Origin of the sequence: Pedobacter frigiditerrae (assembly GCF_004331645.1) — a bacterium.
Taxonomy (GTDB): domain Bacteria; phylum Bacteroidota; class Bacteroidia; order Sphingobacteriales; family Sphingobacteriaceae; genus Pedobacter; species Pedobacter frigiditerrae.
Genome location: NZ_SJSK01000002.1, coordinates 174,979 through 189,183, shown reverse-complemented (window position 1 = coordinate 189,183; position 14,205 = coordinate 174,979). Strand labels below are relative to the sequence as shown.

9 protein-coding genes are annotated in these 14,205 nt (G+C 35.3%); 3 read left to right on the top strand and 6 right to left on the bottom strand.

The genetic code is table 11. The features are described from left to right. Positions 1 to 56 precede the first annotated feature (56 nt). The 4 genes from EZ428_RS07995 to EZ428_RS07975 all read right to left on the bottom strand — a co-directional run bounded on the left by EZ428_RS07995 (position 57) and on the right by EZ428_RS07975 (position 6,135). Positions 57 to 836 (bottom strand): GLPGLI family protein, encoded by a 780-nt coding sequence (locus EZ428_RS07995; protein ID WP_165501732.1) that lies wholly within the window; start codon positions 834 to 836, stop codon positions 57 to 59. Positions 837 to 844: 8 nt separating this feature from the next. Further along, positions 845 to 3,634: an outer membrane beta-barrel protein gene (locus tag EZ428_RS07990; protein ID WP_131552631.1), complete on the bottom strand. Its 2,790-nt coding sequence runs from the start codon at positions 3,632 to 3,634 to the stop codon at positions 845 to 847. A 541-nt stretch (positions 3,635 to 4,175) separates the two neighbouring features. Continuing rightward, on the bottom strand, positions 4,176 to 4,367 hold the full coding sequence (locus EZ428_RS07980) for a hypothetical protein (RefSeq protein ID WP_131552629.1): 192 nt from the start codon (positions 4,365 to 4,367) through the stop codon (positions 4,176 to 4,178). A gap of 175 nt (positions 4,368 to 4,542) precedes the next feature. Beyond that, on the bottom strand, positions 4,543 to 6,135 hold the full coding sequence (locus EZ428_RS07975; protein ID WP_131552628.1) for a cysteine peptidase family C39 domain-containing protein: 1,593 nt from the start codon (positions 6,133 to 6,135) through the stop codon (positions 4,543 to 4,545). Positions 6,136 to 6,293: 158 nt separating this feature from the next. On the opposite strand from EZ428_RS07975, the gene EZ428_RS07970 reads away from it, so the two are divergent. After that, positions 6,294 to 7,025, top strand: a complete 732-nt coding sequence (locus EZ428_RS07970; RefSeq protein ID WP_131552626.1) for a LytR/AlgR family response regulator transcription factor — start codon at positions 6,294 to 6,296, stop codon at positions 7,023 to 7,025. A 400-nt stretch (positions 7,026 to 7,425) separates the two neighbouring features. On the opposite strand, the gene EZ428_RS07965 is transcribed toward EZ428_RS07970, so the two are convergent. After that, positions 7,426 to 9,261 (bottom strand): outer membrane protein assembly factor BamB family protein, encoded by a 1,836-nt coding sequence (locus EZ428_RS07965; protein WP_131552625.1) that lies wholly within the window; start codon positions 9,259 to 9,261, stop codon positions 7,426 to 7,428. A 33-nt stretch (positions 9,262 to 9,294) separates the two neighbouring features. Further along, positions 9,295 to 9,576, bottom strand: a complete 282-nt coding sequence (gene ppnP, locus EZ428_RS07960; protein ID WP_131552624.1) for a pyrimidine/purine nucleoside phosphorylase — start codon at positions 9,574 to 9,576, stop codon at positions 9,295 to 9,297. A 139-nt stretch (positions 9,577 to 9,715) separates the two neighbouring features. Here ppnP and guaB point away from each other — a divergent pair, with 139 nt between their 5' ends. Both guaB and EZ428_RS07950 read left to right on the top strand, forming a co-directional pair. After that, positions 9,716 to 11,185 carry an IMP dehydrogenase gene (gene guaB / locus EZ428_RS07955; protein ID WP_131552623.1) on the top strand — a complete coding sequence of 490 codons (1,470 nt, stop codon included), beginning with the start codon at positions 9,716 to 9,718 and terminating at the stop codon, positions 11,183 to 11,185. Positions 11,186 to 11,564: 379 nt separating this feature from the next. Next, on the top strand, positions 11,565 to 14,153 hold the full coding sequence (locus tag EZ428_RS07950; protein ID WP_131552622.1) for a TonB-dependent receptor: 2,589 nt from the start codon (positions 11,565 to 11,567) through the stop codon (positions 14,151 to 14,153). The last annotated feature ends 52 nt before the right edge of the window (positions 14,154 to 14,205 follow it).

Sequence of the window (14,205 nt, the reverse complement as noted above, 5' to 3'; positions counted from 1 at the left end):
TCAGTTTAAAGTTAAACACGCAAAACTTATCCTATTTAAAGCAAAATGGACACAAATTAAAGCATTAGTTCTTTCAGGATATCCTGCCCGGCCCTGAAATCATTTTCAAAAGTAGCCTTCAATTTCATAAATAATTTACGATAATTTGTGAGAACACCCTTTTTAGGTGCGTGTTTATCATTTAAAATAACAGGTTTTATATTCACCTTTGTTGCAAACCAGGTTGTATTTTCATGGGGTAGAGCTACGCCTAAAATCATTCCAGGCAAGCCAGAAAAGGATTCAGGCCCTCCTTCTATAGGAATTTTGCTGGTATAAAATGCAACGACATATATCGAATCCATGATTATTCCATTAGCTCGCCTACATTTGTAGCCGGCAATTTCTCTAGTCTCATCAGTTATTTTCCATGTGATCTTTCTTACGGAATCTTTTATTAAAAAAAAATCGCCATATATTTCCTTTTCAGTAATTGTAGTATGGGTGCTAAAATCATTATAAACGGTATTAATTTGAGAAACTATATTTTTGCCATTCCATCGATTTTCTAAGTCGCTTTCATTATTGCGGCTTGGCATGTAGAGGGTTTTTTCGCTTGAAAACGACAATGAACTTTTAAGCTTTAAAAACTGTGGATGACTAGCTTTATATTTAATAAACTCCTCTTTCATGGTATTTGAATTATACTTGATGAGCGACTTTTCAATTAGTGCAAATTTGTTAGCGCTTTTTTCAAATTCAATTATGCCTTCGGTTATCAAATTATCATCTTGCGCCAACGTAAATTTGACATGAAATAGGCTGAAAACCAACCATAGCATCATTAACTTGTTCAACTTCATAATTAATTTTGTGTTTTATCCACCGTTCCAAACTTACTGAAGTCCCAAGACAGAGAAAACAATACATAACGCCTGATGGTTGTATAATTACTTTGATTTATCGTTGATCCTACAGCATTCCTCAAAAAGCCGGAGTTTTGATTTAACAGATCGTTACCCGACATGGACAATATTAGGTTCTCTTGTTTCAAGAATGTTTTAGAAATCGAAGCATTCACTAATACGGCATTAAATGACTGACCAAAGGCATGTGTCTGAGCTTGATAGTTATAGCTGATAGAGGTATTCAAACCAAATCCTTTGGGAAGAAATAAACCTAAAGACGAATTGGCTTGCAACGCAAAACCGCTGTTGTCTAGCATCGGAACATAAGCTGAATAACTTTGATGATATGCTGGTCTCAAAGTAAAATTAATGCTGTATTGCTTAGGCTTAAGTTTAAATACATTAAAACTTGACGTGTAGGAGCTAAAATTTCGCTTAATTAAATCATTGTTAGAGATGCTATAATCAAGATTGGAATTTATCTTTATTTCAATTGATGTATTGATATCCAAACGCTTTATTTTCTTCGTATAAATACCACTTATACTAAAATTACTGGTATTTCTGGAACCCAGATTTAAAAAACTAATGGTTGTCTTTCCTGCCACATCAACATCGATGTCATTTATAATCTGATCATTAGTTATATAATAAAACCCATTTAGGTTAATACTACTTCCCTCTAATGGTCTGGAAATTAAATAATTTAAGTTAATTCTATTGGTGAAGGCATTCCTAAGGGAAGGATTCCCTATCACAAAATTCGTCGGATCTTCGTAAATTTGAACCGGCTGTAATTGGGCAATAGTGGGTTGAGTAGCATATCCCAAATAACTAATGCTAAACCAACCTTTGTTTGGTATATTAACGAAATAGCTAGCAGAGGGTGCAAAATTAGTGAATTTTTTTAGGTAGCGATTACCACCAACGTTATTTAATTGAGAGAAATCTATATTAGAAGCCCAAAGACTAACTCTTAATTCACGATTTTGATGGGCATATTGAATTGAGCCCCCGAGACGATTCACAACCTCATCAAAATCAAAATTGTTACTATACAATTGATCTATAACATCATACGAACCTGGATTACTTTGATTGAAAATTTTTCTAGTAGAAACACTGCGATTTAAGCCACTTGCATAGTTTAAAATTAATGAAATATTTTTTGAGATTGGTTCAGTGTAGTTTATTGTGCCGCTGAAAATTTGACTTGTTTGATGAAAGATCCTGCGCTGGTTTATATTTTGAACACTATCAATTTTATCTTCAGAGAAGTAATTGGTTTTGGAATTTAAAAATCCATCTGATTTGCTTAGGCTTGAATATTGACTGATCCGCAAGGAGAATGATCTCCTTGGCTTCTTGAATTTTCTATTATAGAGCGCGTTGACATTAAAATTCTGTTGTTCACCGTCATTGCCCAAGATTCTATCCCCTTGGTTCAATAATCCAAAATCGTCGATCAAAGTACTAGTATTTAATGATTGGCTGGAATTGTTATTTTTTGTGGAACCAAAAAGGGTAATTTTAAAGAATGAAGCTGTATCTAACTTAATTTCGTAAGCGAAATCCATTTTTTTGCTTGTAAGCTCGTTTTGAAAGTCCTGACTAGCTGTATTTGAAACAGCACTTGCGCTTAGGTTGTTTCTAGAAAGTACATCTTTTGTACCTTTGATATTTAATAAGCCCATTTTGTAGTTGACATTTATTTTTTGCTTATCGCTATTCCATTTTTGATCATAATGAACACCCCCAATTCGTGCATTAGGTAACCCTTGACCCTCATAATGCTCGTTTACGAATTCTGCGTTATCATTATTTAAGGAGGTAATAATTCCAACCTGAAAAATATCAAGGTCTAAACTATTAATTCCATATTTATCATTTTCTGCATTACTAAGTTCAACTTTGCCGGTATTGCCTATATTTCCATATATAGAAAATTTGGATTTATTCTTAAATATATTTAACATCGCTTGTTGCTGCTGATACCTCGATAAACTTATACCCCCAACAATCTTCCAAAAGTATCCCCGTTTCTTGTCTTCTTTTAACTTTATGTTAATTGTTTTAATTTTTACCCCATCGTTGATTCCAGTGAGATTTGCATTATCACTTTTTTTATCATATAACTGAATTTTATCTACCATATCCGCTCTAATATTTTTGGTCACAAGTGTCGGATCGTCACCAAAAAACTCTTCACCTTCAACCAATACTTTTGTAACGGTTTGTCCATATGCAGAAATCTTTCCATTGTTATCCACCTGTAGACCAGGAATCTGCCGTAATAAATCTTCAACCTTAGCATTTGGCGCAACGTAAAATGATTTAGAATTAAACTCTAAAGTATCACCCTTCACTTTTACACCTGAAATCTGTCCTTTGATAATGACCTCGGACAGTAATTTTGCTTTAGACATAAGATTTATATTGCCAAGATCAATTATTGGGCGCTGTAAGGAAATTTCAAATTTTTCAACATAGTCAGCATAATCTGGGTAGCATATTAATAAGATATATTTACCAGGTAATAATTTTTCGATCGAAAAAGATCCTTCATTTTTTGTCCAAGCAAATTGCATTAGAATAGAGTCTTTTTCTTGGAGCAGACTTACACTCGCTTTTGAAAGAGCAACTCCCTTGAAACTGTCAAAAGCCAAGCCTTTGATTTTCAAATTACTTTGGGCCAATACAATGTTGAAAAAACATAATGGTATCAATAACAAAAGAAATATCTTCAAGATTATTAGCTTAAATTTTCAGAACGAATTAAACATTAGCGTCTAAGATAATTTATTGACAATTATGGAGCATCGCATGAAGCCCCTAAAACAGTAGAATTGTCCGAGATACATCTATTAGAGCAACATTGAAAGTTTGACGTGCAAGGAGCTGCAACTACAAGGCACGGATCGGTATCAGATTCAAAAAGCCCCCCAATTATGGTTGCCATTTCTGTTTTGTTAAGGATTTTATGATTCTTCATTTGTGTAGTAATTAAATAAGAGATTGGTTGTGAATTACAAATACTCATTTTGAGCTTTATCTAGGTGGATAATTATCTTTCATATTCAATCGATAATGAAAGGCTTTTCAGGACAAGAAAACCTATAACAGGAAAATGAATGTTCTACCTTTTTCAGCACTTGCAACATCGGTACCGAGGACGTCTTAAAGGCCAAATCAACCGCTTGAGATCGGCGGATTGAAGATTTTCTTCTTTATAAACCACATGAAAATGGGGGGGTGTCCAAGCTTTTCGGACAGCCCCCATTGAAATGTTTAAGCACTAGCACAACTTGCACCGGTAGTAGCTGAACCATCGGTTTTACAAACGTTACTACAACATTGAACATTGCCAGTACAAGCCGAGCCAACCTTTTTACAATCGAACCCTTCTTCAACAGGTAAATCTTCATTACCACCTAACACTCTTTTCATTTCAGCTTTGCTGAGTAAATTCATCTTTTTCATTTTTAAATTTTTAATTTTGGTTTTATCTAAGGTTTTGTAATCCAATCACGCCTGGTTTACTTAAGCGGTAGCGATTTACGTCGATACTCGTTTTTGGGGCAGTCTTGTTGCAACTCGCTGCCCTTTTTGTACAAAAGGTCTTAGCTCCTCCTAAATCCTCCCCAGCAGGGAGGACTTAACTCAGCAGGTATTTAATATCTTCTAATCTATAAGGCTCTGGTAGTTTGTAGCCATTAACCAATATGGTAGGGGTAAAGGTTATCTCCGTTAAATCACACCAAGCTTTTTGCTTGGCTGTTACATCACTTATCTCTTTGTCAAATTCGACTGGGTACTTTTCAGCCCAAGCCTCATATTTTTTAGCTCCTTGTTTATACCAATCATTTAAGGCTCGTTCAACTAATTTAGTGTCGTTTAATAAGCTTAAGGCACTGATGTGGCGTGAAACCTTTGTTTTTTCATCATCATCGTGATTGGCGGTAGAGAATATAATTTTCAGTTGTATATCATCTCTATAACTTAGCCATTCATCAACTATTTGATGTGCTTTGGCACAGGGGCCACAAAAAGGATTGCTGACCATGGTAATTATTGTTTCTGCATTTGGATTTCCTAAAGTGATTGGCATTAAATCATTTGAAACTCCATATTTAGGTTGGTTTTGTAACGCTTGTTTAAACAAATCACTGTTGAACTTGAATTTTTTCAGTTGTTTTTTTAAAGGTTGGGTTAGCACTGATTTGAGTAATATTGGCTTGAGCATAGACCAAGTTAGAATGGGTAATGTGAATGCTAATAAAACAGAAGGTACAACATTAATTAAAGTTGAAGATTGTAGGTTGAAAGCACCATTTGTGAAATAGTTAATTATAAATTCTTCTATCAAAATAACTTGAACGGTACAGCACAATAAACACCAGTTTTTATGTCTGTATTGGTAGCTTATCGAATAAATGGTATATGGTAATGCCAATACATTTAGCCATGTTAAGATTGAAAGGGATGAAGGGACGAGTAGCAATGACAAAAAGCTACCTGTAAAATAAAAGAAACCTACTTCGCTCCAGCTTAGCCAAGGAGTTACTTTTGCTGCATCAGATTTTAAAATGGCATTGCAGCTATTCTTGCTGCCAAGGCTACATAGATTTTGTATCAATGGGTTGTTGGCATCTATGCTATGCATCAATAACAAAACACTAACACTTATGCCGGCAAGTTTAATGGCTATGGATAAGCTATACTGTAGATTGATAGTTTGGTAATTTATACTGAGTGCTATTGCTGCTAAAATAGTGGTAACTAAAAGCGGTAACTTTAATTTATTTGAAACATCCTTAAAATTGTTTTTGTTATAGTTAGGTTCGCCACTTTTTTCGGTGGGGGTAGCATGTAAAGCTACACCAGACCAAACCTTTAAAAAATCAGCTTCGGGCATTGTAGCGTTTTTCTCTTTTTCATTACCATAGCTAACCTGATGATCTTTGATTTCGGTTACCAGTATATAATTGCCCCCGTTTGGTTGTAAGTGCGCAATAAAAGGAAATAGCAAATCCGTAGGATCATAATCATCCTTGTTAATTTGGTAAGCTTCATTGGCAACACGCCATTCAGTTAAGCATTCGCTAATAGATAACAAACTTGGGTATTCTGGATGGTCTTCTAAGGCAGTATTTAGCGTGCTTGAACATACTTTAACATTTAGTTCTGTTAGTAACAAAGCTACTGTAGTATTAATATTTACTTTTTTGGGTTTTAAAAGTGAAAACATAATTATCAGATTTGATATAAGTTTAGCAACTCTTTTACATTCTATAAAAAATATTGTACCAAAGCCCCATAACTTAGTATGAAAGCCTTGCTACAGTATATAAACTTAATTTTTAGTTTTAAATAAATGCCTTATCTTGCATCTAAATAAGAAAAATAATGAGTTTAAAATGTGTAGTTATTGATGATGAACAATATGCCATTGATGCAATGGTTGGATATATCAATAAAATAACAGATTTAGATGTGTTTACTACTTATGTGAGTGCCTTAGATGCGCTTACCAATATTAAAAAAGAAGATAATATCGATTTTATATTTTTAGATATAGAAATGCCCGAAATATCTGGCCTTGAATTGGCTAAGAGTTTAAGGGATAAAACCAAGTTTTTAGTATTTACAACTGGCCACCCAAGTTATGCCTTAAATGCATTTGATTTAAATGCTTCTCAGTATTTATTGAAACCAATTTCATTTGCCAAGTTTGCCACTACCATAGATTATATCTTAAAAGATTTGACCATCGTTAATTCAAGTGTGCAAGTCACCAAAAGTAGGTTGCAATTTATTAAGGCGGATAATAAAAGTGCCTACCACTACATTGATTCTACAGAGATTATATATATAGAGGCAGCAAAGAATTACGTGCTTATTTATACAGGAAAGGAAAAATTTGTAACACATATGGGTTTAAATCATATTGAGACTGCCTTAGATCCCAAATATTTTATTAGGGTTAACAAATCTAACATTATCGCAAAAAATGCCATTAAAAAGGTGGAGGGGCATACCATCATTTTAAATAATACCAAAACCCTGCAATTGGGCGATGTGTATAAGCCTGCTTTTCAGGATTTTTTAAATGGTAGCCTATTAAAGGCAGGTTTTTAATGTCTAGTTGCGTAGAGATTTTTTTACTTAATACTTGTTTTATTGCAGAGGCCCAACTACCTAGCCTCCGACAGCAGCGGAAATACTTTTTGGTCGAAATGCTTCCTGCGTCAGCATGACAAAAACGCCAAAAAGATTTCAGCGAATTGCGGGACTGCCAATAACAATTGCATTGTCATTTCGCTTCTAAAAAAACGCATAATTTTGATGAAGTGATGTTCTCTTTTCTTCTAATGCAAGCATTCAGCTTGTGATTGAGATAAATAATAGTTCTTGGTAAAAAGATAAAGTTTCCCTTTCGAGAAGCTTTATTTGTCTGCTTGGTATATTTTTTTATTGAATTCTACAAACTCAATGTATTTTTCTTGTCGTTAAAATAAAATATATATTCAACCTAGACTTACTTGCTTTTTAATAAGCTAACTTTCCCATCCATTGTACTAACAAGAACAGTATTTCCATCAACTACATGAACCGTGTTAACCATGGAATTATCAATCTTATGCGCCCATAAATTTTGTTTGGTTTTAGGGTCAAAGACATAAACCACTCCGCTCTTAGTACCGAAAAATACCTTACCGTCTTTTTCAATTAATTGCGATGGAGCATGTTCATAACCAAAACCAGCATTAAATTTCCAAGCAACACCAGGGTCAGTGGATTGAGTTTTATAACCAACTATTTCATCTTGCATGGTTTTGCCATAAATAGTTGTGCTATCTGCAGATAATCCAATAGATTCTCTAACACCTGCCTCCTTGTTTCTCCATAAAGTTTCACCGTTATTTACATCAATGGCAGTTAAAAAACGATCTGGCGCGGCAATGTAAACTACACCCTTGGTGGCAACCGGGGTAACCATAGCAGGCGAGAACATTCTATTCATAGTATTGCTGCCCCATTTCCATGCAAGACTTCCCGTTTTTATATTTAAAGCATATAAGTGCCTGCCCCAAGAACCAAAAATGATTTTACCTCGGTAAATTAGCGGTTTGCCAACCATTGCACCTTCAATACCCTCGTATTTCCAGATAAGCTTTCCTGTTTCAATGTCCAGGGCCCTAAAAACATGATCGCTTCCGCCAATAAAAACTGTATTGTCATCAATTATGGGAGAGCCCAAAACGGAATGTTCAGTTGTTACTTTCCAAGCTAATTTACCAGTGGCGATATTTAAAGCGTAGATGTTTCCATCTCCTGAACCAATTATAACCAATTGTTTGGTGGCCACAGGCGATGAATAAATAGCGCCTTTAGTTTGATAGCTCCAAATTCTTTTACCCGTAGTTTTATTCAAGGCTTCAATTAAGCCTAAACTATTACCAAAAACAACTAAATTTTCATTGCAAGTAGGTGTGTTTACTACATTGGCACTAGAATGATAGGTCCATACTTCCTTTACTTTGGCATGCTTTCTATTTATCGCATAGTTTGGTCTTTCGTATGCTTTTAAAGTTTGATGAACAAAAGTTTTTAAGGGTATTTTTCGCCATGATGGTAACAAGGCTTGCATTGGTTTTTTTAATGAAAAATAAACGGTATCCTTGGTCATGTTAACCACATTGTAACCACCAATACTATCTTTTGCCCTTAAGTTAGAACGCCCCATGGTGGCAGGAATACCTTCGAAATTGTAGGTATGGTTATTATGCCCGTGGCCACATATAACATACTGAATGTTTTTGGTTTTTAGTCTATCGGTAACCTCGTACCAATTGTCTAAGCTGTTATCAATAGGGTAGTGGTTAGCAAAAATAACAGGCATTTCTTTAGGTGTTTTTTTTAAAATATCGGTTAGCCAAACGGTGGCATCTCTGGGGATATGACCATCTGACATGCGTACGTACGGGCCAGATGCGCACCCAATAAAACGATAACCCTTATGATCGAAAGTAAATTTATCATAGCCAAACTCCTTGATGAAAGTAACACCGCCAGATTCAGACCAGCCTGTGTCATGGTTACCCGGCATAATGTAATAGGGCTTTTTTAATCCTGATAAAATTTCCTTTGCTAGTCTTAACTCTTCATTAGTTCCCATTTCAGTAATGTCTCCTGTGATAATGGTAAATTCTAATTCAGGTTGATTGTTAATATCGGCCACGGTTCTTCTTAAATCTTCATCTGCATTTGCACTGCCAATATGAGTATCGCTTACAAACGCATATTTAAAATTTTGAGCAAAACTTACTACAGAAAAAAATAGAAAATAAACAATAAGGATTATCTTTTTCATTTCAATAAGGTTAAAATAAGAATTCAGGGTGTTTTATCTGTATTGACACAGGTATGCAGTTTGTGCTTCAACTTTTACTGTGAAAGATGAATTTGCGGCTACTTCAAATCTACTTCCTGCATTGAAAATTTTCCATTCTTCACTATCTGGTAGCAAAGCTGATAATGCCCCCTCAATAATATGCATGATTTCTTTTTGGGCTGTTCCAAACTCGTATTCGCCTGGATTAATAATTCCTATTGTAGATTTTCCATCCGCAGTTGCGTAACCTAAAGACTTCACATTACCTTCAAAATATTGGTTTTCTTGTATCATAATTTTAAATAGTTTAATGAGCACAATATAAATATTTGTCAGCAAAGCTTAATATTTAAGCATCTTCTACAATACCTTTTTATTTGCATTGTTTTTTTGTATCTTTGCCCTGCAAATAAGAACTCCTAATTTATTTGCTATGCAACTCGATCCCAATAAATTTATTGCAACTGGTTTAACGTACGATGACGTATTGTTAGTTCCCGCATACTCAGAGATTTTGCCACGTGATGTTAATACAGCAACGTTTTTAACTAAAAAAATCAAGTTAAATGTTCCTTTAATTTCTGCAGCTATGGATACTGTAACTGAAGCAGAATTAGCCATCGCTATTGCCCAAAATGGCGGCATCGGAATGTTGCACAAGAATATGACGATTGACAGACAGGCTGAGGAAGTACGTAAAGTTAAACGTTCAGAAAGCGGAATGATCCAAGATCCAGTTACGTTATTAGAAACAGCTGTAGTTGCCGATGCTTTCAAAATCATGAAAGAGCATAAGATTGGAGGCATACCTGTTGTTAGTGCCGATAATAAATTGGTAGGTATCATTACCAATCGCGATTTGCGTTTCCAAAAGGATATGACCAGACCAATTGCTGAAGTGATGACCAAAGATAATTTAATCATTGCTCCAGAAGGTACAAACTTAGTTCAAGCTGAAGAAATTCTTCAAAATCATAAAATAGAAAAACTACCAGTTGTTAGTGCTGATGGTTATTTAAGTGGCTTAATTACTTTTAAAGACATTTCAAAAGTTAAAAATTATCCAGCTGCTTGTAAAGACGAAAGAGGAAGATTACGTGTTGGTGCTGCAGTTGGAGTTACAGCGGATACCTTATTAAGAGTTGACGCTTTAGTTAAAGCGGGTGTTGATGTAATTACAATTGATACTGCTCACGGTCACTCAAAAGGGGTGGTTGATAAACTAAAAGAAGTAAAAGCTAAATATCCAGATTTACAAGTTATTGTAGGTAATATCGCCACTGGTGCTGCTGCTAAATTTTTAGCTGATGCAGGTGCCGATGCTGTTAAAGTTGGTATTGGTCCGGGTTCTATTTGTACTACAAGAATCATTGCTGGTGTTGGTGTTCCTCAATTATATGCAGTTTTCGAATGTGCTAAAGCATTAAAAGGTACTGGAGTTCCTGTTATTGCAGATGGTGGAATTAAGCATACTGGAGATATTGCAAAAGCAATTGCATCAGGCGCAAGCACGGTAATGGCGGGTTCGTTATTTGCAGGGGTAGAAGAAAGCCCAGGAGAAACTATCATTTATGAAGGTCGTAAGTTTAAGTCTTATCGCGGTATGGGCTCTATCGAAGCCATGGAGCAAGGTTCAAAAGATCGTTATTTCCAAGATGTAGAAGATGATATCAAGAAATTAGTGCCAGAAGGTATCGTTGGTCGTGTGCCATTTAAAGGTACTTTGGCTGAGGTAATGTATCAATACATTGGCGGCTTACGTGCAAGTATGGGATACTGTGGCGCTGCTACTATTGAAAAATTACAAGAAGCGCAATTTGTTCAAATTACTGCAGCAGGTATGAGAGAAAGTCACCCTCATGATATTACAATAACTAAAGAAGCACCAAATTATACTAGATAATTTACCGCCTAATTGGGTGATCTAAATATCTAATCACTACATAGATTAGGCAAATCAAATACAGCGGGGCATCGGTTACGATAGCCCCGCTTTTCTTTGCTGCCGAAGAAGAATCGGCATCCACTTCAATCAGGTTTAGGCAACTCAAAATAGTGCAAAAGACTAGGGTTGCATTGAGCACAAACCTTCAATCTTCTAACTACTTAACGGTAAAAATGAACACTGATTAAAGTCAATATTTAATTCCGTTAACGAGATGATTAAAAATTAATTCCAAATAAAATTTGGTAGTTAAGATTTATAATATACATTTGTCGATATATTCTATGGATTTAGTAGGGTATTGAAATTCTAATACAACATAAAACCAAAAATTACAATGAAACACAAGTACTTATCTTTTCTAATTCTCTTAACACTAATACTTTCGGCAACTTTTGTATTTGCTCAAAGTCCAATAACAGGTATCATAAAACGTGCAGATGGTGCTCCTGTGCCACGCGCAACCGTAAAAATAAGAGGTACAAATATCTCTGTAAGTGCAGATGATAAAGGTGCTTTTAGCATCAATTCAAAACAGGAAGCTCCATTTTATCTTCAAGTAAGTTCTGTGGGATATAAGCCACAAGATTTTCAGGTATTAAAACTTCAAAACACACCCTTAGAGTTAACTTTAGTTGAAGATGCTCTACTAGATCAAATCGTAGTAACTTCAAGAAGACGCTCAGAAGTTTTACAGGATGTGCCTATTGCTATCACTGTAATTGGTGGTCAGGCAGCTGAAAACGCAGGTGCATTTAACGTTAATCGTTTAAAGGAATTAGTCCCTTCAGTTCAGTTATATGCATCAAATGCTAGAAACACTACATTAAATATTAGAGGTTTGGGTTCAACTTTCGGTTTAACTAATGATGGTATCGACCCAGGTGTAGGTTTTTATGTAGATGGAGTTTATCAGGCTCGTCCAGCTGCAACCTCAACAGATTTTCTTGATATCGAGCAAATTGAAATCTTACGTGGTCCGCAGGGTACATTGTTTGGTAAAAACACCACAGCGGGTGCATTTAACATCACTACAACAAAACCAACTCAAGTACCAACAGCAAAAGCAGAACTAAGCTTTGGTAACTATAACTTTATACAAGCTAAAACATCAATTTCTGGTGGTTTGGCAAAAAACCTTGCTGCAAAACTAGCTATCTCAGGTACACAAAGAGATGGTACAATTTACAATACAAGAGAAGAACGTAAGTATAGTGGTCAAAATAACATTGGTATTAAAAGTCAATATTATTACACACCGTCAAGTAAATTACAAATATTGTTAAGTGGAGATGTGAGTATTCAGCATCCAGCAGGTTATCCGCTTGTAATTGCAGGTGTTACAACAACAGAAAGAAGTGCTTATCGCCAATATGCTAAAATAGTTTCTGATTTAGGTTATAAACAACCGGTTATTGACCCTTTTTCTAGAACGATAAATACCAACACGCCTTGGAAACAGAACCAATCGATTGGTGGAGCATCATTGAACGTAGATTATAAAATAGGTAACGGAACACTTACTTCAACAAGTGTTTGGAGATTTTGGAACTGGGATCCTACAAATGATCGTGATTTCTCTGAGTTATCTGCATTAACCAAATCTCAAGGAAACTCTCGTCATGATCAATATTCGCAAGAAATTAGATATGCGGGTAACCTAACAGAAAAATTAAGTGGGGTAATTGGTGTATTTGTTCTCGGTCAGAATTTAAAAGGATTAAACCAAACAGAAGAAGTTGGTAAAGATCAATGGAGATTCGTACAAACAGCTGCTACGGGCTCACAAGCTTTATACTCAACTCCAGGTTTATTAGATGGCTTTGGTATCAAAACCAATTCAACCATTAAATCGTTGAGCGCTGCCGTTTTTGCACAGGTTGACTGGGAATTTTTAAATCATTTGCACATTTTACCAGGTTTAAGGTATACCTACGATAAAAAAGATGTTGATTATAACAGGGCAACTTACGGAGGATTACAGACTTCAGATGCTGCATTACTTGCGCTAAAAGCGGCCGTTTATGCCAATCAACAATTTAACATAAGTACAGATAATAATAACCTATCTGGTAACATTACTTTGTCTTATCGCCCAACAGATAAGATAAATGCTTACGGAACATTTTCTACCGCTTATAAACCTGTTGGGGTAAACGTAGGCGGTTTACCAACTACTTCTAACGGACAAGCAGACTTGTCACTAGCCATTGTAAAGCCAGAATATGTAGAGCACTATGAACTAGGCCTTAAAACAAAACCTGTTAAGGGTTTAATAGTAAACGTGACAGGTTTTAATACAGATATTAAAGATTACCAAACAAACGTTCAATCTCCACAATTAGGTGTAAATAGAGGTTATTTGGCTAATGCAGAAAAAGTAAAAGTAAGAGGATTAGAAGTTGATGGAAGCTTGCAATTAGAAAGATTTTTAACAGTTAATGCAGCTGTAGCCTATCTTGACGGTAAATATGTAAAATTCACTAATGCGCCATTGCCTCTAGAAGAAACTGGACATACTGAGCTCATTAACGGAGTATCTACCCAAGTGGCATTTAAAGATGCTTCTGGTGGTAGATTACCAGGTATCTCTAAATGGAATGTTTCTGGTGGTGCAGAATTTAGCACTCCAGGTAATTTAGCAACTAAAATTGGTAGGTATTTTATAGCTGCAGACGCTAGTTACCGTTCAGGTTATTCTTCAAACCCAACTCCTTCAAAAGTATTAAATGTTGATGGTTATTCTTTATTAAATGCTAGGGCAGGATTTAAATCAGAAAAAATCTCAATATTCGTTTGGAGCAGAAACATTGCTAACAAAAATTATTATGAACAATTACAAGCTGCCGCAGGTAACTCTGGTTTATATGCTGGTGTACTTGGCGATCCAAGAACTTATGGTACTACTTTGCGATATAGTTTTTAATTAGTTAGAAAAGTAAATAAGGAATGGGAAATAGAAAATAGGCAATAAGTCT

What these genes read in the sequence shown, in the direction of transcription:
- EZ428_RS07980 (WP_131552629.1), bottom strand. Translation starts at nt 4,367, where the DNA reads ATGAAAAAGATGAATTTACTCAGCAAAGCTGAAATGAAAAGAGTGTTA.
- EZ428_RS07975 (WP_131552628.1), bottom strand. Translation starts at nt 6,135, where the DNA reads ATGTTTTCACTTTTAAAACCCAAAAAAGTAAATATTAATACTACAGTA.
- EZ428_RS07970 (WP_131552626.1), top strand. Translation starts at nt 6,294, where the DNA reads ATGAGTTTAAAATGTGTAGTTATTGATGATGAACAATATGCCATTGAT.
- EZ428_RS07965 (WP_131552625.1), bottom strand. Translation starts at nt 9,261, where the DNA reads ATGAAAAAGATAATCCTTATTGTTTATTTTCTATTTTTTTCTGTAGTA.
- ppnP (WP_131552624.1), bottom strand. Translation starts at nt 9,576, where the DNA reads ATGATACAAGAAAACCAATATTTTGAAGGTAATGTGAAGTCTTTAGGT.
- guaB (WP_131552623.1), top strand. Translation starts at nt 9,716, where the DNA reads ATGCAACTCGATCCCAATAAATTTATTGCAACTGGTTTAACGTACGAT.
- EZ428_RS07950 (WP_131552622.1), top strand. Translation starts at nt 11,565, where the DNA reads ATGAAACACAAGTACTTATCTTTTCTAATTCTCTTAACACTAATACTT.